The following is a 23249-nucleotide window of genomic DNA, read 5'->3' on the forward strand; positions in this document are numbered from 1 at the left end:
TTCTGAACGTTTGTCCCCCCTAATCTACTACAACGTACAGTTTTATGGACGTACGTCAAGAGTCGTCCAATTTATATTTGTCAAATTTCTGGTTGTTAACCATTTGTTTTAGAAACCCATTTATAAAAATTTAGCCAATTTATAATCGAGATTTCGGGAAAATAGGCCCGAATAGGGTTTAAAACCTAAAGTTGAGGTGGGAAAATGGGGTTTGCCGCACCGTTCCTGTGGTCCCTTATCGTCTATCTGCTCCTCACAGCGGGTTCCGGCAAGGTCATCGCCTGGAGCCCCGGGGAGCTGATTGCAGGGATTGTAATAGCGGCCATCATCGGCTACGCCACAAAGGAAGTCATGGACGAAAAGGTGGACTACTTCTTCAGCCCAAGGAGATGGCTGCTCTTCATAGTCTACGCGATAGGGCCGTTCTTCTTCGCCATGGCCAAGGCGAACATTGACGTAGCTTACCGCGTCATAACCGGCAAAATAAGGCCCGGAATCGTAAGGATATCTCCGGACCTGACCAGGGATGAGAGCAGGACTCTTCTGGCCAACTCGATAACACTGACCCCTGGAACCTTCACGCTGGAGATAGACGAAGAGGGCAACTTCTATGTTCACTGGATAAACGTACCGCCCGGAAAGGAGAAACCCACCCCAGAGGAGCTGTGCGGGTATCTTCCAAAATGGGCAAGGAGGATTGGAGAATGACGGTCGATGGAGCATTTATGTGGGCGCTGATACTGCTACTGTTCTCAGCCATGCTGACGCTCATAAGGCTTCTTGCGGGGCCGACGATACCGGACAGGGCCGTCGCCCTGGATTCCATGACGACCACCACAGCAGGGGCCATGGTCATTTACGGCGTGGTAACCAGACAGGCGGTTTTCATAGACGTCGCGCTGGTTTACGCGGTTCTGAGCTACATCGCGACCCTCTACATAGCCCGCTACCTGGTCAAGAAGAGGGTGGGAGTTGCATGCGAGTGCGAGGAGGGGGAGACGGCATGATAGAGTGGCTAATAGCGGCATTCCTGGCCATCGGCGTGTTCTTCAACCTTCTGGCCAGCGTTGGCATCCTCCGCTTCCCCGACGTCTACACGAGGATACACGCGGCAACCAAGTGCACGACCTTCGGCACGATATTCATAGTCCTAGCCGCCGTCACGTACTCAATATACAGCTACTTCTGGGTGGAGAGGGACCCATCCTGGATAACCATAGGGATACACTCGGCCCTGGTGGTCATATTCCTGGTGCTCACCAACCCCGTTGGAGCCCACGCCATCGGCAGGGCCGCGAGGAAGTCGGGCATACGGCCCCACGGGGCGGTTATAGACGAGCTGGAGGGTCACCTATGAACTTCGAAGAGCTCTTCTGGGTGCTTCAGGCCATGGTGGGGCTGGGGCTTCTGATAGCAGCCATAGCGGCGGTGAGGTTCAAGAACCTGGTCTCAGCCGTCATCGCGATGGCGGTGTTCAGTCTGATACTCTCGCTGGAGTTCTACATACTGCAGGCACCCGACGTCGCGATAGCAGAGGCGGGAGTTGGAGCGTGCCTCACGACGGCGATGTACCTGCTGGCGATCAAGAAAACCACCGACGAGGAGGTGATAGAATGAGGAGAGCCCTCGGCCTCTTCGCGTTCATAGGCTTCACTCTGTTCCTCCTCGTGGCCGCGGCGAGCCTCAGGCCCTTCGGTGAGCCGGTTCACACCGAGATGGACTCCTACTTCATCGGGCACGCACAGGAGGAGGCATCGTCAAACAACGTCGTCACCAGCATAGTCTTCGACTACAGGGGTTTCGATACCCTCGGAGAGGCCACTGTACTGTTCACCGCGGTTGCGGGCGTGCTGATGGCCCTCAGAAGGAGGGAGGTGAAAGCATGACGACCCTCATCATCAAGACAACCACCAGGTACCTGACGGCGCTCATACTGACGTTCGGAGCCTACATCATCCTCCACGGCCACCTTACGCCGGGAGGCGGCTTCCAGGGAGGAGCTGTCTTCGCCAGCGGCCTGGCACTCCTCATAGTCGCGTGCGAGGACAGAGTGATAAGGGAGCGGTTCAAGAAGGTGCCCCTGAGCGCCTTTGAGAGCATCGGCGCCCTCAGCTTTCTGGGAATGGCCACCCTCGGCTTCATGGGGTACACATTCTTCAGGAACGTCATAGCCAACAGCGGGTTCCCGCTCTTCGGAGACCCGACCCCTCTAGGGATAAACCCGGGCTACCTAAACACGGGCGGAACGCTGCCGTACATGAACATATTCGTCGGAACGAAGGTTTTAGCCGGATTAACCAGCATAATCCTGGTGTTCTACCTCCTCCCGGGGGTGAGGAAGGATGAATAACGTGATTCTAGTCAACCTCCCGTTCATAGTCGTGGCGCTCCTGCTGGCGGTGGGGTTCTACACGATAGGATTCAAGAGGAACCTCATCAAGGTCGTCATAGGCATTGAGATCCTTGAGGGAGCCGTTAACCTGTTTCTGATAGCCCTCGGCTACGTCAAAGGCGCCTACGCCCCGATATACACCATGGCACCGAAGGATGCGGTCAACAACATGGTTCTGCCGACGCCTCAGGCGCTCACACTGACCAGCATCGTCATAGGCGTCGCCGTCTCGGCCCTGATGCTGGCCTTCGCCGTCAACATCTACCACCACTACGGAACCCTTGACGTTACAAAGGCCAGGAGGCTGAAAGGATGATCGAGCACTTGCCAGCACTCATGATAGCCGTGCCCCTCTTCGGGGCGTTCGTGGCTCCCCTGCTGAAGAAAAAGGGCAGTGCTCCAGCAGTCTGGGCGGTGATAATCACCGGCGTGACGCTGGGGATGGCGCTCCTCCTCGTCAGGGAGGTGCTCGCCCAGGGAATGATGGTGTACGTCTTCGGAGCAGAGGGCCCGCACCTCGTTCTGCCCTCCGGATACAGGGTTCCGATAAGGATAATATTCGAGGTCGACGCGATAGGGGCCTTCATGGCACTCTCCGCAACGCTCATGAGCTTCATCGGAGCGATGTACTCCTACAGCCATGTGAGGAACGAGACGGGCCTTGAGAAGTACTACGCGTTGCTTCTCCTCCTCGAGGTCGGAATCCTCGGCATGGTCCTGACGGGAGACCTGTTCAACCTCTTCGTGTTCCTGGAGATAGCTGGAATAGCCGGTTCAGCGCTGGTTGGCTTCAGAAACTACCGTGGTGAGGCAAGCGAGGCCGGAATCAAGTACCTCATAGTCAGCGCGATCGCTTCGCTGATGGTGCTGTTCTCAATCGGCCTGCTCTACGGCCAGTACGGGAACCTCAACATAGCCTACCTGAGCACCCAGATAGGGTTCAACACCGTTGACATAATCGCCCTCGGAATACTCTTCACGTCCTTCGCGATGAAGTGCGGTTCGGTACCGACCCACCACTGGGTTCCAGACGCGTACACGGAGGTTCCCTCGGGAATCAACCCCACTCTCCTGGTGGCGACCTACGCGAGCCTCTACGCCCTCTTCAGGGTGAGCTTCAGCCTCTTCGGCAAGGTTAGCTCGGGAATGAGCAGCGTCGGCTGGATAATGTGCGTCCTTGGAGTGCTCACCATGTTCATAGGCGTTACGATGGCCCTCGTCCAGAAGGACGTCAAGAGGCTCATGAGCTACCACGCGATTTCGCAGACCGGCTACATGCTCCTCGGCGTTGGCGTTGGCCTAGCCGTCCTCAACGACCCAGCAAAGCTCGCCGCCTTCGGAAGGGACGCGATGGCGGGAGGTATATTCCACATCATCAACCACATCATCTACAAGAGCCTCCTCCTCATGACGGCAGGAGCGCTGTTCTACGTGACCGGAACGAGAAACCTCAACGAGATGGGCGGTCTGGCTAGAAGGATGCCCTACACCACGATAGCCTTCATAGTAGGCGCAGCAGCAATATCCGGAATCCCGCCCTTCAACGGCTTCGCGAGCAAATTCCTCATCTACGAGACGTCCTACCAGCTGAGCCCGATATTCGCGATATTCGCAATGGTCACGAGCGTACTGACGCTGGCTTCGTTCGTCAAGGTCTTTGCCTCAGCCTTCCTCGGACCGCCGGTCAAGAAGTACGAGGAGGTAAAGGAGGTTCCAAGGAGCATGGTAATAGCGATGCTCATCCTGGCGGCGCTGTGTCTGCTGTTCGGTCTGTTCCCGAACGTTGTGCTGGACAAGCTGGTCTACCCGGCGGTTGACGCGCTGCTGAAGCTGGGCAGCTACCAGACGTGGGGTGGTATACTATGACGTGGATTGAGAGCCTTACGCTGAACTCCCCGTCGGGATTCTGGAACCCGATAGTCTGGCTGGCCCTCCTCATCGTCTTCGCGGTCATCGGCTACGTAATCTACTCCCGCGGAAACAGGAGCTACAAGCCGAACACCGACCAGGTGAAGCCCTTCCTGAGCGGTAACGAGGTTGAGGACGTGGAAGAAATCCGCGTAAGGGCCGGCGACATATACTGGGGCTTCATCGAGGCGCTGAAGGGCTACTACAACGTGCTCATGAGAATGCACACAGGAGACGTCAGGGACTACATCCTCTGGTACCTCGGACTCGGTGCCATAATCCTGTTCATCCTCGTTGGGGGTGTGTGAATGGGGAAGCTGACCAACTTTAAACGCTCCCTCTGGGTTTTCCATGCCTCCGGAGGGAGCTGTAACGCCTGCGATATCGAGATTATAGCCGCGTTGACGCCACGCTACGACGTGGAGCGCTTTGGAATCAAACTCGTCGGAAGTCCAAGGCACGCTGACGTGCTCCTCGTAACCGGGGCCATCCCGAGGGACTTCGCCGACAAGCTGAGGCGCATATACGAGCAGATGCCCGACCCGAAGGCCGTCGTGGTCATCGGGAACTGCGGAACCAGCGGGGGAGTGTTCTACGACTCCTACAACATAGCCGGCCCGATAGACGAGATAATCCCGGTGGACGTCTACGTTCCCGGCTGCCCCCCGAGGCCCGAGGCGATAATAGACGGCGTTGTGAAGGCCTGGCTCAAGATAGAGAAGCTGGAAAAGGAGCTGGAGGGGAAGAAAGAATGAGGGAACCAATGAGCGCGGAAGAGGTCCTCAAGAGGCTCCAGGAGGCGCTCGGGGAGGCCCTGCTCTCCCACGAGGTCAGGGAGTACACGATGGGAGTCAGGAGGAAGAGGACGTACCGGGAACTCTGGATAGAGATAGACCCGAGGGCCTTCAGGAGAGCCGTCGAAGTCATGTTCGAGCTTGACTACCCGCACCTGCACTTCATAACCGGAGAGGACGATGGGGGCGACTCCCTGAGAATGGTCTACTCCTTCGGCCTGTTCTGGGCCATTCCCTGGGGGGAGCTCAGCGTCACCATGCGCTTCAACCTTCCGAAGGAGGAGCTCGTCCTGCCCACGATAACCGACCTGATGCCCGGGGCGGAGACCAACGAGAGGGAAATCAGGGAGATGCTCGGCGTTGAGTTTGAGGGACTGAAGAACAAGAGGCACATCTTCCTGCCCGACGACTGGCCCGAGGGCAAGTACCCGTGGAGAAGGGACGAGTACGGCGTCGAGGACATGGTGAAGCACACCCACAAGAGCGTGAATGAGATAAGGAGGGGAGAGTGATGGCGAAAACCCAGTACTACATTCCAGTCGGCCCAATCCACCCGGCGCTGAAGGAGCCGATAAGGGTCGAGGCCAAGGTCGAGGGAGAGAGGATAGTCGAGGTGGACGTCAAGAGGGGCTTCGCCCACAGGGGAATAGAGTACATGGGCATGAAGAGGAACGCCATACAGACCCTCTACCTCTCAGAGAGGATATGTGGAATCTGCTCGATATCGCACCCCTACGCCTTCGTCATAGGGAGCGAAAAGGCCCTGGGAATAGAGGCCCCGCCGAGGGCCCAGTACATAAGGACAATAATAGCCGAGCTGGAGAGGATTCACAGCCACATACTCTGGCTCGGTGTCGTGGCGCACGAGATGGGCTTCGACTCCCTCCTGTTCTGGACGTGGAAGGGTAGGGAGAAGGTCCTCGACATCCTGGAGCTCCTGACCGGAAACAGGATAAACTACTCCGTGTTCATGATAGGCGGCGTCAGGAGGGACATAACAGAAAGCCAGGCGAAGGCCATAAAGGACATGATAAACTACTACAGGATATTCACGGAGGAGATGAAGGACGTCTTCCTGGCGGACCCCGTCTACAAGGCCAGGACGCGGGGAGTGGCACAGCTCTCCAGAGATATGGCGAAGAAGCTCAACGTATGCGGGCCCGTTGCCAGGGCGGCCGGACTGCGGATGGACGTTAGGCAGGACAACCCGTACGACGCCTACGCCGACATCGGAGTCAGGGCAGTGGTTCCCCAGGACATAGTCGGCGAGGCCAGGGGCGATGCGTACGACATCACCCTCGTCAGGATATACGAGATAGAGCAGAGCCTCGACATAATCGAGTTCTGCCTCGAGGAGATGCCAGAGGGCAAGATAATGGCCATTCCAAACTACGTGGCGCTTCTGGCCAAAATAAGGAGGAGCGAAGGGGAAGCGATAGGAATGCACGAGGCACCGCGCGGTGAGGTCATCCACTACTTCAGGTACGGCAACAAGCGCGACGGGCCGGTTGTATGGAAGGTAATAGCGCCGAGCTACAACAACATCAACACGTGGGGGCCGCTCCTCCTCGGAGCCGAGGTGGCGGACATACCGATAGTCGTTGCCTACATAGACCCGTGCATGTGCTGCAACGACAGGGTCGCGGTGGTAAGGGACGAGAACGGCAAGCTAATCGACCCCGCAACGCTGCACCTGAAGGCGGTTGAAAAAACAAGGAAGCTTAGGGAAGAGCTGGGGGTGAGAGAATGAATGGCAGCATCGTTCATGAGGGGTGCATGGGAACCACGGCCATTCGTGAGGCTCACACCCACCCTGCGTCCTCTGGACTCACTTTAAGAGCGAGCAAATGGGCAATGGACACTATTGAGGCACCCGCCAGCGGAAAAGCCAGGTTTAAGGTCAGCAACATTCCGCCATCCGTCAAGGACGTTCGAACGATAGTGAGAACGGCGCTTGCGCAAGCAAGGGCTGAGGGGGTGAGGGCATGACCCCCGAAACGTTGCTGTACGCGTTCACGTTCCCCATACTGGGAGTTTTCCTCGGGCTGGTCTACAAGGGTATAGACAGGCGCGTCTCGGCCAGGCTGACTTCCAGGATAGGCCCGCCCATAAGGCAGCCGTTCTGGGACGTCGGCAAGCTGCTCCTGAAGGAGACCGTCGTTCCCGAGAACGCCGTCGCCTGGATATTCAACGCGATGCCCATAGTCTCATTCGCGGCCTCGATGACCCTGCTCCTCTACATACCCTTCGGAGTGCTCAAAGCTCCGCTCGAGGGCTACGGAGACCTCGTCGTCATCCTGTACCTGCTAACCCTCCAGTCGCTGGCAATGGCCATAGGCGGCTTCGCCTCCGGAAGCCCGTTCTCCTCGGTGGGTGCGCAGAGGGAAATGGTGCTCATGATGAGCTACGAGATGCCGCTGGCGACGGTTATAGTCGGCTTCGCCGTGCTCTACAAGAGCTTCTCGCTGACGACCATAGCGAGCACACCGGTGTGGGGCGTCGCGGGTCCGCTCGCGGCCATGGGCGTGCTGCTGCTCTTTGTGGCCCTACTCGTCGTCACGCCGGCCGAGCTGGCGAAACTGCCCTTCGACATCGCAGAGGCTGAGACGGAGATATGTGAGGGTATGCTCGCAGAGTACAGTGGGAGGAACCTGGCACTGTTCTACCTCTCGGACGCGGTCAGGGGCTTCGCCATGGCGGCGCTGGAGGTGGTGCTGTTCTTCCCGTTCACGCTGACGAGCATGCTCAACCTGAACCTAACGGGAACGCCCTACTACGTCGTCGAAGCCCTGTGGTTCCTCTTCAAGGTCATGGTCATCTACCTGCTGGCGATAACGCTGGTCAGGACATCGTTCGCAAGGTTCAGGATAGAGCAGGCGTCCAGGGTGTTCTGGGTCTACGTCAACATAATCGCTCTCGTCGGGCTCGCGCTGGTATGGTTGGGGGTGTGATGCATGGTAAACAAGATGATGTTCGTCCTCCTCAAGCAGCTCGTCAAAAAGCCCGCCACCAACCCCTTCCCGGTTAAGCATGCTCCCGCTAACGTCACGGCGCTCATAGAGAAGGTCCAGAAGGGTGAAGCCCAGATAAACCCGCCGGTTCCCGTCCCGGAGGGGTTCAGGGGCAAGCTCCTCTACGACCCGGAGAGGTGCATAGGCTGCAGGCTGTGCATAATGGTCTGTCCCGCTGACGCTATGGAGTGGATTCCGGAGCTCAAGAAGATACGGCACTACGTCTCGCGCTGCATGTTCTGCGCCCTCTGCGTTGACGTCTGCCCAGGCAAGAAGTTCCCGGGCGAGGAGAAGGCCGTCAAGGCACTTAGGATGAGCGAGGAGTTCCTGATAGCGGACTACGACAAGTACAGCGACAACCTGATAGAAGAACCTCCAGAGGCAAAGGAGCCCTTCAAAAAAGAAGTGAAGGATGCAGCGGAGTCAGAAGGCTAGCGCGAGCTAAGCCGCCATCCCCTTTTTCCCACCCCGCTTCTGTAGTCGTAATCCCCTATGAGGGATTCAACGGCCCTCTCGTGGAGCCTCTCCGTCGAGCCGAGGTAGGAAAATATCGCCCTCACGGTTTCGTCGTCTATCTTCCCGGCCAGAATTGAGTAAACCCTCTCGGCAACCTCCTCCAGCTCAAGGGCACATTTAAGAACGGCAAAAACATCGTTCTCACTCTCAAGCTCCCTTATCTCAGAGAGCTCCTCCAAAGATGGTCCATTGACTGCGGGAATCTCCACCCCGAACTCTCTGGTGTAGAGGGCCCTCAGCTTCTTCTCGTGTCTTCTCGCTTCCTGGCCGAGGAGTTTGAACATATCTCCTACGGCCCCCTCAATCTCCATGCCCCTGGCCTTTTCGGCCAGCTTCTCGTAGAGCAGGGCCTTGTCACCCTCCAGGGATATCCAGTGGGCGAGAAGCTCCCTCATCGGAAGCCCCTCAAGGAAAGACATGCCTTCGAGATCGACCATCCCACTCACCCAGTAAACAATACCCGGGAGGTTTTATACGAGCTTTGGCACAACCGTCTATGAAAGGAGTTTAGAAGAAATAGGCAGTTGATAAAGGATTTCTCAAAAACAGAGGGCCTTTTGAATCGGATTTCGGGTTTTCATGCCTTTTCCTTTACCAACTCCTCATGCCTCTTCCGGAGCATCTCGTAGTGTCCCAGCTCAACATCGGCCAGTTTGGAGTAGAGCTCCCTCAGCCGCTCGTCATCAACCCTCTCCGAGAGCAGCTTGTAGGACTCGTGGGCTATCAGCTCGCTCTCCATCGCCGCCTTCAAAACCTCCTCCAGCTGGTCGGCCCTCTCGAACTTATCTAAGACGGGGAGAACCTCAAGAGGAGGGATATTGCTCACGGGCTTCCGGCCGTACTTGGATTCAAACTGTGCCTCAAGCTCCTTCGCATGGGCAAGCGAATCCCCGGCCAGCTTCTCGAAGGTTTTCACCAGTCCCTCTCCGAGACCCAGGTTGCGGGCACGCCTCGCGAGCTCGCGGTAAAATTCCGCCTCCTCCTTCTCACCCTCTATCCAGTACGCAAGGGCGTCCCTGTAGCTCAGCCTTGAGAGGGCCTCAACGACCTCGTGAACGTCGTACATTCCCATCCCCCGTACGGATAGCCGCAGGGTCTAATAAGCTTTAGGTTCATCTAACGAGCCATATTGAGAGGAACATGATGATGTACGCTATCACGCTGATGACGATATGGACCTTTATCCACGTCTCTCTGCGCTTTGATAGGAATATCAGTGCCCCGCTGAGCATGGCTAGGCTCATGAGGGCAAAGGCGGTGTAACCCAAGGTGTAGTGATCCAGACTAACCACCGGGAACACCCACCGGAAATATGTACAGCGGAACGCCCTCGACACCTACTATCTCGGCAACCTGGTCATCGTAGAAGGCCCCAACCGCGACGGTTCCTAGGTTTAGAGCGGTTGCCTGAAGGTAGAGGTTCTGGCCTATGTGGCCAGCCTCCATGTGGACGTACCTGACGCCCCGTTCTCCGTAGTAGGAGGTCGTCCTGGAGTAGTAGGCCACCAGGACGATGTCCACCGCCGCCCTCCCGACCCACGACTGGTCCAGCGCGGCCTTCTGGAGGGCCCTCCTCCAGTCCCCCTTCCTCACCAGAACCAGCGTGTGGTTGAAGGGGTCGTAGCGGTAGATACCCTGTTCGAGGCCTTCAACGTTTCCGACCACGACGTAAACCTCGAAGGGATAGGTGGCCCCGGCACTTGGGGCCGAGCGGTACCTCCTCGGGTCCGTTATTCCCTGCGCCGCCCACAGGAGCTGGGAGAGCTGCTCAAGGGTCAAAGGCTCGTTCCTGTACGAGCGGATGCTCCTCCGCTTTGCTATGGCCTCCTCAACGCTCATCTCTCCAGTCAGTCTCGGCTCAGGAAGAACAACAACCTCACCGGAGATTCTCTCACCCCCATCTCTCCAAATAACGTAGGGCTTGACGAAAAGAAGAACCGAAGAAACCACGACCAAGGCGATAACCAGGTACGAAACTCGCTTGATGTTCATGTTTATGAATTCGACTTCATCCTATTTTAGGCTTCACTCGACCACCTCGAAGCGGAGGAGCTCATCCCTCCCCACCAGCCCGATTCCTGCCTTCTTCCCAAGGACCTCAACCACGAGGGTGTAATCCGGGTCGCTCAGGTTCACCCCGAGGCCGAAGCGCTCGACCACCAGGGAGCCGAGGCCAATCTCAAGCTCCCTCTGGGAGAGCCTCTTATTTCCCCTGACCTTGGCGCGTACCGCGAAGGTTCCGTCTATTTTCTCCGCCAGTTCAAGGACGGCCCCTTCAATCTCCTCCCTCCTGGCGGGAACGATGAGGTCGAGGGGAACGACCCTCTGTATAGCCTGCGTCTCGAAGTTCTTCAGCCGTTCAAGGGTTTCGCCCTTCGGTAGGGGCGTTTCGGCCAGGAGAACCCCCCGCCAGTCCGTTCCCCTAACCCGGACCTTCCCCAACGCCCATTCCAGTTCGAGTATTCCATCGCCCTCGCGTCCCTGTGGAGTCGTAACGAGAAGAATCGTCATCTCCGCTCACCGATGGACAGGTTTTTATATTTCGCGTTCCTAAACTATGCGGTGAGTTAAAATGGAAGCCGGTGGCCTTAAGCTTTATCCCTACCAGTCATACGAAGTTTACGGTCTTTCTCGGAACCCCTTCGAGCAGCTCGCAAGCGAGGGAATAAGCGACGTCGAGAGCATTCACGTCTATCAGGAGATAGACATGCGCCTCCAGATGATAATCTCCGAGGTTATCGGAAACAAGAGCTCGATAGCCATGAGCATCGTCGGCCCCCTCGGAATGGGCAAAACGCAGAGGCTCAAGACCATAGCCAAGACCATAGAGGAGAACCACGGGAAGGCGATATACGTCAAGGTTGACACGAACGACATCCTCAAGCTCACGCGCGACATCTTCTACGCCCTCAAGCCGCCGAAGAGCAGGACGAACATCTTCCTCGAGAACCTCTCAAGGAAGCTCGGATTCATAGACAGGCTCGAGAAGATGCTGAGCGACAGGGACGAGTACAAGAGCAGGGACATAGCCGAGCTTCTGACCGAGCAGATGGGCAAATACCCCTACTGCGCCCTTCTCCTGGACGAGCTTGAGAACATGGGAAGCGCGAGCGAGAGGGAGAAGATACAGTTCTTCGAGATGCTCAGGCACTTCATCAGCAACATGCCCAAGGGCTGTATCGTTGCCTTTGCCTGCGTCCCTGAGGCCTACGAGGAGTACTCCAAAATATTCCCCGCGTTCTTCATGCGCCTCCACTACGAGTTCAAGCTCCGCCCGATGAGCATAGACGAGACCTACGAGCTCGTCAAGAAGAGGCTCAACAAGGTGAGGATACGGGACACCGATGATCCAATCTACCCCTTCACGGAGGAGGCCATAAAGCTCATACACCAGCTCGGAAAGGGCAACCCGAGGCAGATCCTGAGGCTCCTTCACTACGTCCTCAGCGAGGCCTCCAAGCACAAGTTCGACCCCATAGACGACTACGTGGTGACCACTATACTCGAGGAGCCGAAGAGCCTCGAGGAGTACCTCACGAGGATTCCGAAGGAGTACAAGGACCTCGTTGAGGCCATAGTCTATGAGTTCAACGGCGGACCGGTGAGCTACATCCAGATAGCCAAGGCCGTCAAGAGGCCAGGAATACAGGTCTACGACCAGCTCAACGAGCTCATAAGGCTCGGCTTCCTGGTCGGAGACCCCAAGGGCAACTACAAGGTTCCCGAGTACGTGAGAAAGTTCCTTGAGGAAGGGCAAGCTGAGAACGAGGAAGAGTGATGCCCGATGCCCAACTACGACGTTCACATGCTCAGCGGGATAGCTAGCTATCCGGTCATCGTCGCCGCCGCGGGACTCGCGGCCTCCCACGGGGCCCCCCTTGCCCTCACAACGATGGCGCTGGTGCTGGGCTATGCGTTCTACGTTCTGGGAAGCGATCTGCCGGACATGGACCATCCAAACGCCCTAATCCACCGCGGGACGAAGCCGATAGTCAGCGTGGTGGTCGGGGGGGCGGTCTACGTCAACGCCGCGGGATCGATAAACGTCGGGGAGCCCTGGCTCAACATGGCCGTGGAATGGGGCATAGCGGTCCTTGCCGCCGTGATAGCGTGGTTCGCCTTCACATGGATGATGCCGAAGCACAGGGGGATAGTTCACTCCTTCCTCTTCGCGGCGGTCTATGGGAGCCTGGCGTTCGTTCTGGTGGAGTACGGCCTCAACATGACGACAGGGGAGGGACTCTACGTCGGCTTCGCGGCCTTCTGCGGCTATGCCCTTCACCTTCTCCTCGACGGGGAGCTATCACTGCTGTAGAGAAACTCTTTTATTTTCCAACTTCGTATTTGCCTCGGTGGTTACATGGAAGGTGGCGGGGCCCTGTTTATCGTCTTCATATTCATCATGCTGGGCATCATACTGATGGACATGGAGAGGGAAGCGAAGGCGAGGAAAAAGTGCACGGAACTGGCCTCCTCGATGAGGATCGACGGGAGAACCCTCGTACTCCCCGAGAAAACCAGGCTCCTGAGGGGAACCCTGCGGATAAGGGGCGAATGGATCGGGGCAAAGCACAGACACTACTCCGTGCAGAGGGAACTTAGAACCGCAGGGGAGTTCACCTCGGACAGGATAGAACTGGAGCCGGAGGGGTTCTTCGTCTTCATAGGTGAAAACGACGATGCCTGGGTTGAGCTCCCGGTTTACGTTATCGCGGAGGGGAGGTTCAGGGACGCCCTGATATCCCCCGTGCTGCCCACGTACAGAATCGAGGCAGGGGAGAACTCCCTGGGAACGTCCCACAACGACGAGTACGCCCACCTGCGGCTGGAGACAGGGAGGGGAATGATCTCGGGGAGGCTCTACACCAGCGTCGCGAAGTGCAGGGGAGCCAGGGTGGAGCTGATCCACCCCGAATCGAAGGGGAAGGAAAAGCTCGTGGAGGTCCAGGGGAGCGGGGAAAAAGATTTTGAGAGAAGGTTCTGGGAAAAGCCCCTGATACTAGTGATGGACAGGAACCTGACCTCCTCCCCGCTCTGAAGGGCGAGGGTTCCAACGAATTAACCCCTCGCTAAGGGCGGGGAGGTTTGAGGGGTTCTCATCAGGGCACCCGTTAAAACGGGTTCCTCGAACCCCTCGGGGAGGGTCTTCCCCCCGTTACCCCTACCCCCGCCAAAGCGAAAAGGCTCGGGGTTATCGTTCCCACAACCCGCTTCAAAATATTAAACGCTCCAACCAAATCAGCATTCAAGACAACGCCCTCTCCACGGCACTTAAACAAACCCCTAAAAATTCTCCCGTCAGAATGGCGTTGGCCGCAGAGAGGGCAGGATTGAGAAGTAAAAGCCTCACCAACAACCACAACACGAATACCATACTCCTCAGCAACTTCTTTGAGACGCTGAATCACCGTATTAAACCGCCAGACATGTGAGAGGATAAAATTCTGTTTCCTGCCTTTCTCAGAGTTTCTGGCTATTCCTTTTGGATAGCCGACGACGATTCTGGAAACTCCCAAATCGTAAAGCCTTCTCACGGTTTGCCTCACAGCAGTGTTGATGTAGTGTTTAGCCTGAAGTTTAGCCTTCTCGTGCATTTTTTTAGCTTCCTGCTCGTCTTAGCTCCCGATTTGTTGAGTTTGGACTGATAATCGGCGATTTTTCTTTTCCAGTCGAAGTCAATGCTCTTCAGCGGTCTTCCGTTCACGAGGAAGCTTTCCCCGTTTTCGACATAAACGGCCATGAGATTGTTCACTCCCACGTCAATTCCAGCAGAAAGGTCTCCTTTTGGATTTCTTGGGAGTTTAATCCACTTGTCTTTTTCCAGTCTTTCTTCAACTCTGGAAAAGCTCACGTGAGCGTACCATTTCCTCTTAACGGAGTCATAGGCGATTTCTAAACGTCCTTGCTTGCCTCTCAAGTGTATTCTGCCCTTGAATTGGATTTCGAGTTTTCCGAACTTGCCGAGTCTTCTAAATTCAATGACGTTTCCTTTAATCTTGTACTGGTCGTTTCTGAGGGGAATTATGAAGAGTCCTCTGCCGTTCTTCTCCCTGACAAATTTCGGTGGTTTGGGTTTAAACCATTCCGGTAGTTCTCCATTCTTTTTCTTTCTGTTGAGGGTGAAGAATGAACGCCAAGCTTCGGCGTTTTTTCTGGCCAGTTGTTGAACTGCCGAGCCTCCAATCCAGTTTTTGAACTCGTGATAGGCTTCTTTTTCGGTTGTTGAAAAGTCTATTTTGCCGAATTCTTTGAATTGTTTTAAGCGTTGGTAGTTGAGTTTGTTCCAGATTACTGCTGTGGCTTGAGCTAATTCAAAAAGGATTTTCTCCTGCTCCTTGCCCGGCTGGAGTTTTACCGTTACTGCACGCTTCATTCCAAAGTATGGTATGGGTTTTATGCTTTAAAAAAGATTGCTTCCCTCGTTGAAGGCTGATTTTCAGAATACTGCACCCCGCCCTAAAGGACGAGGCTTGAAAAAGAGAAAATTCAGCGATCCGCGGAAGCTCCGGGAGGCCTTCGGAGCGCGGAGGGTTCTGGAGGGACACGGAAAATACGAGGTTCTGCTCACGATGGACATCCCCCTAAAGCAGGACGAACACGCGGGGACAGAACTCCTGATCGAACCCGCGGAAGGGTTCCCCGAGGGCAGTCCGGAAATTAACGTCGTGGTATGAATACCCACCACTGGGCAATAATGCTTTTAAATAGTCCACGTTAGGAAAGTCCGGAGGTGAGAGAGATGTTCAGTCTGGGAGGATTCTCACGCGGGGGAGAGTACGAGAACAAGACCTGGGACGTGCTCATCATAGGCGCCGGACCGGCCGGATTCACCGCGGCAATATACGCGGCGCGCTTCGGCCTTGAGACGCTGATACTCAGCAAGGACCTCGGAGGAAACATGGCGCTGACCGACATGATAGAGAACTACCCGGGATTCCCTGAGGGGATCAGCGGTTCCGAACTGACGAACAGGATGCACGAGCAGGTCAAGAAGCTCGGGGTGGACATCGTCTTTGACGAGGTCGCGCGCATAGACCCGACGGAGTGCGCCTACTATGAGGGCCCGTGCAAGTTCGCGGTGAAGACCAAGAACGGCAAGGAGTACAAGGCGAAGACCGTAATCATAACCGTCGGCGCCGCACCGAGAAAGCTCCACGTGCCCGGAGAGGAGGAGTTCACCGGAAGGGGCGTTTCCTACTGCGCGACCTGCGACGGCCCGCTCTTCAAGGGCAAGAAGGTTATCGTTGTCGGTGGCGGAAACACCGCCCTGCAGGAGGCGCTCTATCTGAAGAGCATAGGCGTTGACGTCACGCTCGTCCACAGGCGCGACCAGTTCAGGGCCGACAAGATACTCCAGGACAGGTTCAAGGAGAGCGGCATTCCGGCGATACTCAACACCGTCGTGACCGAGATCAAGGGCAACGGCAAGGTCGAAGCGGTCAAGCTGAAGAACCGCGTCACCGGCGAGGAGATCGAGATGGCAGTTGATGGAGTCTTCATCTTCATCGGCTACGAGCCTAAAACGGATTTCGTGAAGCACCTCGGCATAACCGACGAGTACGGCTACATCCCTGTGGACATGCACATGCGCACGAAGATGAAGGGAATCTTCGCCGCAGGCGATATAACCAACGTCTTCAAGCAGATCGCCGTTGCCGTCGGTCAGGGTGCGATAGCGGCCAACTCGGCGAAGGAGCTCATCGACGAGTGGAACTCAAAGGTCGTGGAGTGATTTTCCACACCCCTTCGTTCTTTTCTCTCGGCGTTTTTCGGATTTCCGTTTTGGGAATCGAGGTATTTTCCGATTCTCCCGAAGATTTTTCGGTCAAAAATGTTCATCGATGAACACAGACTTATATAGGAGAACCCCTATCTCACACCGGTGATGCACATGGTGGTTAGGCCGAACGTTAAGGAACTCCCCGGACCCAAGGGCAAGGAAGTTATCGAAAAGAACTTTGAAGCCCTCGCAGTTACCACCCAGGACCCGGAGACCCTCCCGATTGTCATCGACCACGGAGATGGAATCCTCGTCTACGACGTTGACGGAAACACCTTCTACGACTTCGGAAGCGGCGTCGGCGTGCTGAACGTCGGCCACGCCCACCCGAGGGTCGTCGAGGCCGTTAAGAGGCAGGCCGAGAAGTTCACCCACTTCGCGCTGAACGACTTCTTCTACGAGAACGCGGTCGTTCTTGCCCAGAAGCTCGCCGAGCTTGCACCCGGCGACTTCCCGAAGAAGGTCGTCTACCAGAACAGCGGTGCGGAAGCAAACGAGGCCATGATGAAGCTTGTCAAGTACGGCACCGGCAGGAAGAGGTTCATCGCCTTCTACCACGCCTTCCACGGAAGGAGCCAGGCCGTTCTCTCGCTTACCGCCAGCAAGTGGGTTCAGCAGGACAGGTTCTTCCCAACCATGCCGGGCGTTGAACACATACCCTACCCGAACCCCTACAGGAACCCCTGGCACATCGACGGTTACGCCGAGCCGGACGAGCTCGTTAACAGAGTCATAGAGTTCATCGAGGAGTACGTCTTCAGGCATGTCCCGCCCCACGAGGTTGGAGCCATAGTCTTCGAGCCGATACAGGGTGAGGGCGGCTACGTCGTCCCGCCGAAGAACTTCTTCAAGGAGCTCAAGAAGCTCGCCGACAACTACGGCATACTCCTCGCCGACGACGAGGTTCAGATGGGCGTCGGAAGGACTGGTAAGTTCTGGGCCATCGAGCACTTCGACGTTGCACCCGACACCATCCAGTTCGGTAAGGCCATAGGCGGCGGAATCCCGCTCGCCGGTGTCGTCCACAGGGCCGACATAGCCTTCGACAAGCCGGGCAGGCACGCCTCGACCTTCGGCGGCAACCCGGTTGCCATAGCGGCCGGAATAGAGGTCGTCGAGATAGTCAAGGAGCTCCTCCCGCACGTCCAGGAAGTTGGAGACTACCTCCACAAGCGCCTCGAAGAGCTTCTCGAGAAGTACGAGGTCATCGGCGACGCTCGCGGTCTCGGTCTCGCCCAGGCCGTCGAGATCGTCAAGAGCAAGGACACCAAGGAGAAGAACCCCAAGCTCAGGGATGCCATCGTCAAGGAAGCCGTCAAGCGCGGACTCATCCTCCTCGGATGCGGCGACAACAGCATAAGGTTCATACCGCCGCTGGTCGTCACCAAGGAGGAGATCGACGTCGCCATGGAGATATTCGAGGAGAGCCTCAAGGCCGCTCTCCAGTGATTTCCTCCCTTTTCTTATCCGTTTACTTGAGTGGTAATCCCGAAAAGTCAAGTTTTTAAAGTTATAACTTGAGATACCCCCGGTGGTGAACATGACTGAGCTGACCGAGATTCTCAAACCGTACGGACCATACGTCCTCGCCACAGTCACCCTGCTCTACGTCGCGTACCTATTCATGAACAGGAAGAAGTTCAGGAGCGCGAGCGTTCTTGCCCTCTCCGCCGTGATGGCCGCGGTGGTGGGCGTCACCACGGCGTTCATAACGATAGCCACCCCCGCGACCGGCGGCTACCTCAACTTCGGCGACACTATGGTCATGTTCTCGGCAATGGCCTTTGGCCCCGTCATCGGCGTCTTCGCGGGCGGCGTTGGTTCGGCCCTCGGTGACATAATAGCGGGCTATCCAGGATGGGCGCCGATAACCCTCGTCGTCAAGGGGCTTGAGGGCCTCGCCATCGGCTACATCGCCAGAAGAAGCGACAACGTCTCGACGCTGGTGATAGCGGGCCTGATAGGCGGAATAATAATGGTCTCCGGATACTTTGCCTTCGAGGCCTACATGTACGGTATCCCTGCGGCCGCCACCGAGGTGCCCGTCAACATAGTCCAGGCCGTCACCGGCGTCCTGGTAGGCACGCTTCTGGCCCAGGCGATAAAGAAGAGATACCCGGAGATAGAGGACCTCCTCTAAACCTCCAGTTTCCTTATTTCTTCCCACATCTCGTTCTCGACGAGCAGGGGCTCGACCGATATCCTCCTTGAGGCGCGCTTCACCTGGCCGAGGTAGCTGGAGTCGGCGACCACCGCGTCGTAGCCCAGTTCATCTATCTTGTATATCTTGAACCTACACTCGCGCAGTTGCTCAACGGCGTACTCGATGAAGTTGGGGCCCACGAGGAGTATGTCGGGCTCGAGGCCCTCCTCCCGGAGCTCCCGGATGGCCTTGTCCAGGAGGTCGCGTACCTCATTCATTTCGGGGCTCCCTCCACAATCTTTATTCCGCTCGACGTTCCAATCCTCGTCGCGCCGGCCTCCACCATGGCAACCGCCTGCTCGTAGGTCCTTATTCCCCCGGCGGCCTTAACGCCCATCTCCGGGCCGACCACCTTCCTCATGAGCCGGACGTCCTCAACGGTGGCTCCACCGGTTCCAAAGCCCGTTGAAGTCTTCACGAAGTCTGCCCCAGCCTCCTTCGCCAGCTCGCAGGCCTTCACCTTCTCCTCTTCAGTGAGATAGCAGGTCTCTATGATGACCTTGACCTTCGCACCCCTCTCATGGGCGACCTTAACGACCTCGGCTATGTCTTTCCTCACGTACTCATAGTCCCCGTCCTTGAGGGCGCCTATATTGATGACCATGTCGAGCTCGTCGGCACCGTCGTCGAGGGCCCTCGCCGCCTCGAAGACCTTGACCTCTGTGGGGGTGGCTCCGAGCGGGAAGCCTATTACGCTCGCGACTTTGACGTCGGCACCCTTCTCGCGGAGATAGTCCCTTGCCAGCTTAACCCTGTAGGGGTTGACGCAAACGGCGTAGAAACCGTACTCAACGGCCTCATCACAGAGCCTCTTAATGTCATCGGCGGTAGCATAGGCCTTCAGATTCGTATGGTCAATATACCCCGCAATATCGATGTGATCAGCCATTTCCATCACCCGGTAACTACTCCATTCCAATGTATTTAGAGCTTTTCTCCCCAAAAATGCGTAAGTCCCCGGAAAATATGCGGACTTTGTTTTGTAATTCCATCAATTTCCAGCTTCATATCCACAGAACAGAAAGAAATACAGATTTTTGAAGAAATTTCAAAGGGATGTTATCGGGCCTCCAGCCTCTCAAGCGCACGGAGAAACCTCTCCGCAACCCCCTCCTCGCCGAACACCGGCGTTTCCTTCCCATCCAAGATTCTGCAGAGGACCTCCACCGCTCTGTCCCAGCTCTCCTCAAGGCTATTTCCCCTCGGAATCGGGTTCCTGAGAACGTGCCATCTCCCAGTTGGAGGGTCGTAGAACAGCACCCTGGGGATGTAGTCCATGTCCATGAACGTGTTGTCCAGGCTGAGCTCTATTCGAAAGTCATCAACCTCGACGAAACCATCCTCGCGCAGCCGTCTCTTCCAGTCCATATGGAAAGTTGGAGGGGAGGTTTAAAAGCTCATCTCCTCCCCGCGAGGGCAGCAATCAACGCCAGCAGGACCACTATTCCTGGTCCGCATACCTCCCCTTTAGTCGAACCAGACGTCGTGGTAGAATCCCCGGAAGGAGGCTTAGTTAGTGTCGGCCCAACGTAGGCCGTCCCGTTCGGGAGCTCGTACACGGGAACCTCGCGGGTGAAGCACCTGACGAGGAGGGGGTTGAGGCTCTCATCGTAGGGTATCCATGCAAAGGTGCCGTTCCCCGTTTCGTACCAGCCTATGTGGGAGTTGTGCCCCGCGTTTCCCCACTCTGCAGCCCGGAGCACGCCCTCAACGTCCGATTCGTCCATCCGAAGGGCACCGGTCTCAATCAGCCACTCGAGCTCGGCTTTTAAGGCTTTGGAGGCGTTGACCTCTGAGGGATCCAGCGACGGGGAAAGCCGGGTTACGGAGGTCTTGACCAGCGTCAGGGGGACGTCGCAGGAGATACCGAAGGCGCTGAGGAAGTCCTTGACTGCCGCGTTCACCTCGTCATCGGACCTGTTCACCCCCTCAACCTCAAGCTCAAAGTACCTGACGCAGCCGCAGCTCGTCAGTGAGAGGCAGTCGTACCACGGCTTGTAAACGCAGGGCGTCACTATCTCCCGGGCTTCCTTCTTGGGGGCGCAGACCTCACCGGAACAACCGCCGGTGGCGCAGTCGGCGTCGGAGGTGCACTCTTTTCCCGTAACCGGGGTCAAGCTTATTCTAACGCCGTTCCTCTCAAAGGTCGTGTTATCTGTGACGTTCCAGCCGTCGGCCCTTAGCTTCTCGAGGGTTTCCTCCGTGATGAGAATGGAGAGGTTTAACGAAGCCCTCGAAACGTCTATGGTCTTCCACTCGACAGGTATCTGAACCCTGAGGTGGGGGCCGTCGCTCTCGTTCCAGAGCCTGACGTAGAGCCTCCTATCGTAGTGGGAGCGGAAGATGAAGGTGCCGTTCTTGACTATAGCATTGTGGAGGGCGTTGAAAGCCGGGTACGGCCGGTAAGTTATCCCCGGCTTGTTCAGCACCACCTCGACGGCGTACGTGTCGGCGGGACTCATGCAGGCCTTAACAATGGGTGTTAGAGTAAACATAATGAGGACTATGAGCGCCGCGAGCCTCTTCATTTTCCCACCGGATGGTTTAGGGCGCCAAAATATATACGCCTATCCATCGCTTCGGCCAGGATTGAAGCTAAAACCTTTATATGCCCTGCCGGGAATATCACCCGAGGTGATTGAGATGGAGAACCCCTTTGAGATAACCGGAGTCGTTGCCAGGGAGATACTCGACAGCAGGGGAAACCCGACCGTCGAGGTTGAGGTCTACACGCCGATAAGCATGGGGCGCGCTGCAGTTCCGAGCGGAGCCTCAACCGGCACCCACGAGGCCCTTGAGCTCCGCGACGGCGGGAAGCGCTACCTCGGCAAGGGCGTTAGAAGGGCCGTCGAGAACGTCAACAAGATAATCGCGCCCGAGATAGTTGGTATGGACGTCACCTGGCAGAGGGACGTAGACAGCCTCATGCTCGAGCTCGACGGCACAGAGAACAAGAGCAACCTCGGCGCCAACGCGATCCTCGGCGTTTCTCTGGCAGTCGCCAAGGCCGCCGCCAACGCGCTCGGCCTTCCGCTCTACCAGTACATCGGCGGAACCAACGCCTACGTCATGCCCGTTCCGATGAGCAACGTCATCAACGGCGGCGTTCACGCCGGCAACGAGCTCGACTTCCAGGAGTTCATGATAATGCCCGTTGGGGCCGGCTCCTTCAGGGAGGGCATCATGTGGGTCAGCGAGACCTACCACGTCCTCAAGAAGGTCATAGCGGAGAAGTACGGAAAGAACGCGGTCAACGTCGGTGACGAGGGCGGCTTCGCCCCGCCGATGAAGGAAGCCACCGAGCCGCTCGAGGTCCTCATCAAGGCCATCGAGGAGGCCGGCTACAAGCCCGGCGACGAGATAGCCTTCGCCCTCGACGCGGCATCGAGCGAGTTCTTCCACTCCGAGACGGGTAAGTACGTCGTCGGCGGCAAGGAGTATGACCGCGGCGAGCTGCTCGAGCTCTACAGGGAGCTCGTCTCAGCCTACCCGATAGTCTCCATTGAGGACCCGTTCCACGAGGAGGACTGGGAAGGCTTCGCTATGATAACCAGGGAGCTCGGGGGCAAGATACAGATAGTCGGCGACGACCTCTTCGTCACCAACCCGAAGAGGATAAGAAAGGGCATCGAGATGGGCGCAGCGAACGCGCTCCTCCTCAAGGTGAACCAGATTGGAACCCTCAGCGAGGCTATCGACGCCGCATACACCTCATTCCGCGCCGGCTACGGCGTCGTCGTCTCCCACCGCTCCGGAGAGACCGAGGACTCAACCATAGCAGACCTCGCGGTTGCCCTCAACGCCGGCCAGATAAAGACCGGTGCCCCAGCCAGGAGCGACAGGAACGCCAAGTACAACCAGCTCATACGCATAGAGGAAGAGCTCGAGGGAATAGCCCTCTATCCGGGCAGGAAGTTCCGTAACCCGTTCCTCTGACCCCTTTTCCTTAATTTTGGTGGAGCAGATGGAGTTTGACCCCGAGAAGCTCATAAAGCCCAGACCGTTCCTCATTCTGGCCGAGTTATTCCTCCTGCCCGCGGCGGTTCTGGCTTCGAAGTCCTACAACGCCTCGATAGCCTGCCTCGGCGTTTCCACAGTTCTGTACTACATGGGCATGACCGAGCTCGTGCGGAAGAGGCTCGGAAGGTGGGCGGTGAAGCGCTTCACCCTGGCCTATCTCCTCAGAGCCCTCTCATGGGTTCTCATGCTCGCATCGGCCTTCTACACTTACTACGCGGTCATAGAGAACATCTTCCCATTCGGCCCACCAGAGTTCGTGATAACATCCCTCGTTGCACTGATTGGAGCGATACTCAACTACATCGCTGTCGGGATAAGGAACAGCGTGCTCTGGAAAATTAAGGGACTGAAGATGAGCCTCTGGATGTCGAGGCTTAACTCAATCGTGCTGTTCCTCATGGCGGCGGTTCCGTTTCTGCCGGCGCTCGCCAAGGCCGGCGAGGTAACCTGGCTTCTGGCGATCCTCGCAGCCCCTATACTGGGTTCCTTCACGGTTCTCGCGATACTCGGAAAGCTGTTCTATCTCAAGTTCCTCCTAACCTTCGAGGAAACAAAACCGTCCAGTCAGGGTTTTAAACGGGAGGGCGGACTCCCGAGGCGGGAGGGGGATTAGGTGGGAAACTCA

33 protein-coding genes and 1 pseudogene are annotated in these 23249 nt (G+C 56.9%); 24 read left to right on the top strand and 10 right to left on the bottom strand.

Annotated features, from left to right (window positions below):
• Window positions 1-204 precede the first annotated feature (204 nt).
• Genes FPV09_RS08575 through FPV09_RS08645 form a run of 15 tightly spaced genes read left to right on the top strand, consistent with a single transcriptional unit; the run spans window position 205 to window position 8540 of the window.
• Window positions 205-708, top strand: coding sequence for a Na+/H+ antiporter subunit E (locus FPV09_RS08575; protein ID WP_148883086.1), 504 nt, complete (start codon window positions 205-207; stop codon window positions 706-708).
• The gene (locus FPV09_RS08580; protein ID WP_148883087.1) at window positions 705-1007 is read left to right on the top strand and encodes a cation:proton antiporter; all 303 of its coding nucleotides are present in this window, start codon (window positions 705-707) and stop codon (window positions 1005-1007) included. Before FPV09_RS08575 ends, FPV09_RS08580 begins: the two co-directional genes overlap by 4 nt.
• Window positions 1004-1357: a monovalent cation/H(+) antiporter subunit G gene (mnhG, locus tag FPV09_RS08585; protein ID WP_148883088.1), complete on the top strand. Its 354-nt coding sequence runs from the start codon at window positions 1004-1006 to the stop codon at window positions 1355-1357. The genes FPV09_RS08580 and mnhG overlap by 4 nt, the downstream gene beginning before the upstream one ends.
• Window positions 1354-1617, top strand: coding sequence for a hydrogenase subunit MbhD domain-containing protein (locus tag FPV09_RS08590; protein ID WP_014013080.1), 264 nt, complete (start codon window positions 1354-1356; stop codon window positions 1615-1617). The genes mnhG and FPV09_RS08590 overlap by 4 nt, the downstream gene beginning before the upstream one ends.
• Window positions 1614-1886, top strand: a complete 273-nt coding sequence (mbhE, locus tag FPV09_RS08595; RefSeq protein WP_058939012.1) for a hydrogen gas-evolving membrane-bound hydrogenase subunit E — start codon at window positions 1614-1616, stop codon at window positions 1884-1886. Before FPV09_RS08590 ends, mbhE begins: the two co-directional genes overlap by 4 nt.
• Entirely contained in the window at window positions 1883-2350 is a 468-nt protein-coding gene (locus FPV09_RS08600) for an MnhB domain-containing protein (RefSeq protein ID WP_148883089.1), read from the top strand. Before mbhE ends, FPV09_RS08600 begins: the two co-directional genes overlap by 4 nt.
• Window positions 2343-2708 (top strand): sodium:proton antiporter, encoded by a 366-nt coding sequence (locus FPV09_RS08605; RefSeq protein WP_148883090.1) that lies wholly within the window; start codon window positions 2343-2345, stop codon window positions 2706-2708. The genes FPV09_RS08600 and FPV09_RS08605 overlap by 8 nt, the downstream gene beginning before the upstream one ends.
• On the top strand, window positions 2705-4258 hold the full coding sequence (locus tag FPV09_RS08610; protein ID WP_148883091.1) for a proton-conducting transporter transmembrane domain-containing protein: 1554 nt from the start codon (window positions 2705-2707) through the stop codon (window positions 4256-4258). Before FPV09_RS08605 ends, FPV09_RS08610 begins: the two co-directional genes overlap by 4 nt.
• Complete coding sequence (locus FPV09_RS08615; RefSeq protein WP_088181253.1) at window positions 4255-4608, top strand: hydrogenase; 354 nt, start codon at window positions 4255-4257, stop codon at window positions 4606-4608. Before FPV09_RS08610 ends, FPV09_RS08615 begins: the two co-directional genes overlap by 4 nt.
• Window positions 4609-5055, top strand: a complete 447-nt coding sequence (locus tag FPV09_RS08620) for an NADH-quinone oxidoreductase subunit B family protein (RefSeq protein ID WP_148883092.1) — start codon at window positions 4609-4611, stop codon at window positions 5053-5055. It begins immediately after the preceding gene.
• Window positions 5052-5606: an NADH-quinone oxidoreductase subunit C gene (locus FPV09_RS08625; protein ID WP_148883093.1), complete on the top strand. Its 555-nt coding sequence runs from the start codon at window positions 5052-5054 to the stop codon at window positions 5604-5606. The genes FPV09_RS08620 and FPV09_RS08625 overlap by 4 nt, the downstream gene beginning before the upstream one ends.
• Window positions 5606-6844, top strand: a complete 1239-nt coding sequence (locus FPV09_RS08630; RefSeq protein WP_148883094.1) for a hydrogenase large subunit — start codon at window positions 5606-5608, stop codon at window positions 6842-6844. The genes FPV09_RS08625 and FPV09_RS08630 overlap by 1 nt, the downstream gene beginning before the upstream one ends.
• Window positions 6841-7083: a hypothetical protein gene (locus FPV09_RS08635; RefSeq protein WP_148883095.1), complete on the top strand. Its 243-nt coding sequence runs from the start codon at window positions 6841-6843 to the stop codon at window positions 7081-7083. Before FPV09_RS08630 ends, FPV09_RS08635 begins: the two co-directional genes overlap by 4 nt.
• Window positions 7080-8045: a respiratory chain complex I subunit 1 family protein gene (locus tag FPV09_RS08640; RefSeq protein ID WP_148883096.1), complete on the top strand. Its 966-nt coding sequence runs from the start codon at window positions 7080-7082 to the stop codon at window positions 8043-8045. The genes FPV09_RS08635 and FPV09_RS08640 overlap by 4 nt, the downstream gene beginning before the upstream one ends.
• A 3-nt stretch (window positions 8046-8048) precedes the next feature.
• Window positions 8049-8540, top strand: coding sequence for a 4Fe-4S dicluster domain-containing protein (locus FPV09_RS08645; protein ID WP_148883097.1), 492 nt, complete (start codon window positions 8049-8051; stop codon window positions 8538-8540).
• On the opposite strand, the gene FPV09_RS08650 is transcribed toward FPV09_RS08645, so the two are convergent.
• The 5 genes from FPV09_RS08650 to FPV09_RS08670 all read right to left on the bottom strand — a co-directional run bounded on the left by FPV09_RS08650 (window position 8537) and on the right by FPV09_RS08670 (window position 11132).
• Entirely contained in the window at window positions 8537-9058 is a 522-nt protein-coding gene (locus FPV09_RS08650; RefSeq protein ID WP_148883098.1) for a ferritin-like domain-containing protein, read from the bottom strand. The two genes, FPV09_RS08645 and FPV09_RS08650, sit on opposite strands and share 4 nt — an antisense overlap.
• 140 nt (window positions 9059-9198) lie before the next feature.
• Complete coding sequence (locus FPV09_RS08655; RefSeq protein WP_342781706.1) at window positions 9199-9693, bottom strand: ferritin-like domain-containing protein; 495 nt, start codon at window positions 9691-9693, stop codon at window positions 9199-9201.
• 40 nt (window positions 9694-9733) lie between these two features.
• Complete coding sequence (locus tag FPV09_RS08660; protein WP_148883099.1) at window positions 9734-9913, bottom strand: LPXTG cell wall anchor domain-containing protein; 180 nt, start codon at window positions 9911-9913, stop codon at window positions 9734-9736.
• Complete coding sequence (locus FPV09_RS08665; RefSeq protein WP_148883100.1) at window positions 9906-10613, bottom strand: SagB/ThcOx family dehydrogenase; 708 nt, start codon at window positions 10611-10613, stop codon at window positions 9906-9908. The genes FPV09_RS08660 and FPV09_RS08665 overlap by 8 nt, the downstream gene beginning before the upstream one ends.
• Window positions 10614-10646: 33 nt before the next feature.
• Window positions 10647-11132, bottom strand: a complete 486-nt coding sequence (locus tag FPV09_RS08670; RefSeq protein WP_148883101.1) for a THUMP domain-containing protein — start codon at window positions 11130-11132, stop codon at window positions 10647-10649.
• Between the two features lie 61 nt (window positions 11133-11193).
• On the opposite strand from FPV09_RS08670, the gene FPV09_RS08675 reads away from it, so the two are divergent.
• The 3 genes from FPV09_RS08675 to FPV09_RS08685 are packed head-to-tail and all read left to right on the top strand — an operon-like array spanning window position 11194 to window position 13659.
• Window positions 11194-12399 carry an AAA family ATPase gene (locus FPV09_RS08675; RefSeq protein ID WP_148883102.1) on the top strand — a complete coding sequence of 402 codons (1206 nt, stop codon included), beginning with the start codon at window positions 11194-11196 and terminating at the stop codon, window positions 12397-12399.
• 6 nt (window positions 12400-12405) lie between these two features.
• Window positions 12406-12936 (top strand): metal-dependent hydrolase, encoded by a 531-nt coding sequence (locus FPV09_RS08680; protein WP_148883103.1) that lies wholly within the window; start codon window positions 12406-12408, stop codon window positions 12934-12936.
• A gap of 45 nt (window positions 12937-12981) precedes the next feature.
• Window positions 12982-13659, top strand: coding sequence for a hypothetical protein (locus FPV09_RS08685; protein ID WP_148883104.1), 678 nt, complete (start codon window positions 12982-12984; stop codon window positions 13657-13659).
• A 20-nt stretch (window positions 13660-13679) separates the two neighbouring features.
• On the opposite strand, the pseudogene FPV09_RS08690 reads toward FPV09_RS08685, so the two are convergent.
• Window positions 13680-14994, bottom strand: a pseudogene (locus FPV09_RS08690) (RNA-guided endonuclease InsQ/TnpB family protein).
• Between the two features lie 97 nt (window positions 14995-15091).
• Between FPV09_RS08690 and FPV09_RS08695 the strand changes: the two are divergent.
• The 4 genes from FPV09_RS08695 (at window position 15092) to FPV09_RS08710 (ending at window position 18541) form a co-directional block, all read left to right on the top strand.
• Window positions 15092-15295 carry a hypothetical protein gene (locus tag FPV09_RS08695; RefSeq protein ID WP_148883105.1) on the top strand — a complete coding sequence of 68 codons (204 nt, stop codon included), beginning with the start codon at window positions 15092-15094 and terminating at the stop codon, window positions 15293-15295.
• Between the two features lie 65 nt (window positions 15296-15360).
• Window positions 15361-16353 (top strand): thioredoxin-disulfide reductase, encoded by a 993-nt coding sequence (gene trxB, locus FPV09_RS08700; RefSeq protein ID WP_148883106.1) that lies wholly within the window; start codon window positions 15361-15363, stop codon window positions 16351-16353.
• Window positions 16354-16512: 159 nt separating this feature from the next.
• On the top strand, window positions 16513-17850 hold the full coding sequence (locus FPV09_RS08705; protein ID WP_148883789.1) for an ornithine aminotransferase: 1338 nt from the start codon (window positions 16513-16515) through the stop codon (window positions 17848-17850).
• A 91-nt stretch (window positions 17851-17941) separates the two neighbouring features.
• Window positions 17942-18541, top strand: a complete 600-nt coding sequence (locus FPV09_RS08710; RefSeq protein ID WP_148883791.1) for an ECF transporter S component — start codon at window positions 17942-17944, stop codon at window positions 18539-18541.
• Here FPV09_RS08710 and FPV09_RS08715 read toward each other — a convergent pair.
• From FPV09_RS08715 to FPV09_RS08730, 4 genes are all read right to left on the bottom strand, one after another.
• Entirely contained in the window at window positions 18538-18822 is a 285-nt protein-coding gene (locus tag FPV09_RS08715) for a family 4B encapsulin nanocompartment shell protein (RefSeq protein ID WP_148883107.1), read from the bottom strand. The genes FPV09_RS08710 and FPV09_RS08715 overlap by 4 nt on opposite strands.
• On the bottom strand, window positions 18819-19493 hold the full coding sequence (gene deoC, locus FPV09_RS08720; protein ID WP_148883790.1) for a deoxyribose-phosphate aldolase: 675 nt from the start codon (window positions 19491-19493) through the stop codon (window positions 18819-18821). The genes FPV09_RS08715 and deoC overlap by 4 nt, the downstream gene beginning before the upstream one ends.
• A 170-nt stretch (window positions 19494-19663) precedes the next feature.
• Window positions 19664-19972, bottom strand: a complete 309-nt coding sequence (locus FPV09_RS08725; RefSeq protein WP_148883108.1) for a hypothetical protein — start codon at window positions 19970-19972, stop codon at window positions 19664-19666.
• 29 nt (window positions 19973-20001) lie between these two features.
• The gene (locus FPV09_RS08730; protein ID WP_148883109.1) at window positions 20002-21132 is read right to left on the bottom strand and encodes a CGP-CTERM-anchored Cys-rich protein; all 1131 of its coding nucleotides are present in this window, start codon (window positions 21130-21132) and stop codon (window positions 20002-20004) included.
• 115 nt (window positions 21133-21247) lie between these two features.
• On the opposite strand from FPV09_RS08730, the gene eno reads away from it, so the two are divergent.
• Together eno and FPV09_RS08740 are read left to right on the top strand one after the other, a co-directional pair.
• Window positions 21248-22540, top strand: coding sequence for a phosphopyruvate hydratase (eno, locus tag FPV09_RS08735; protein ID WP_148883792.1), 1293 nt, complete (start codon window positions 21248-21250; stop codon window positions 22538-22540).
• A gap of 28 nt (window positions 22541-22568) precedes the next feature.
• A complete protein-coding gene (locus tag FPV09_RS08740; protein ID WP_148883110.1) occupies window positions 22569-23237 on the top strand; it encodes a hypothetical protein in 669 nt (222 codons plus the stop codon).
• Window positions 23238-23249 lie beyond the last annotated feature (12 nt).

Source organism: Thermococcus aciditolerans (assembly GCF_008152015.1).
Lineage (GTDB): Archaea > Methanobacteriota_B > Thermococci > Thermococcales > Thermococcaceae > Thermococcus > Thermococcus celericrescens.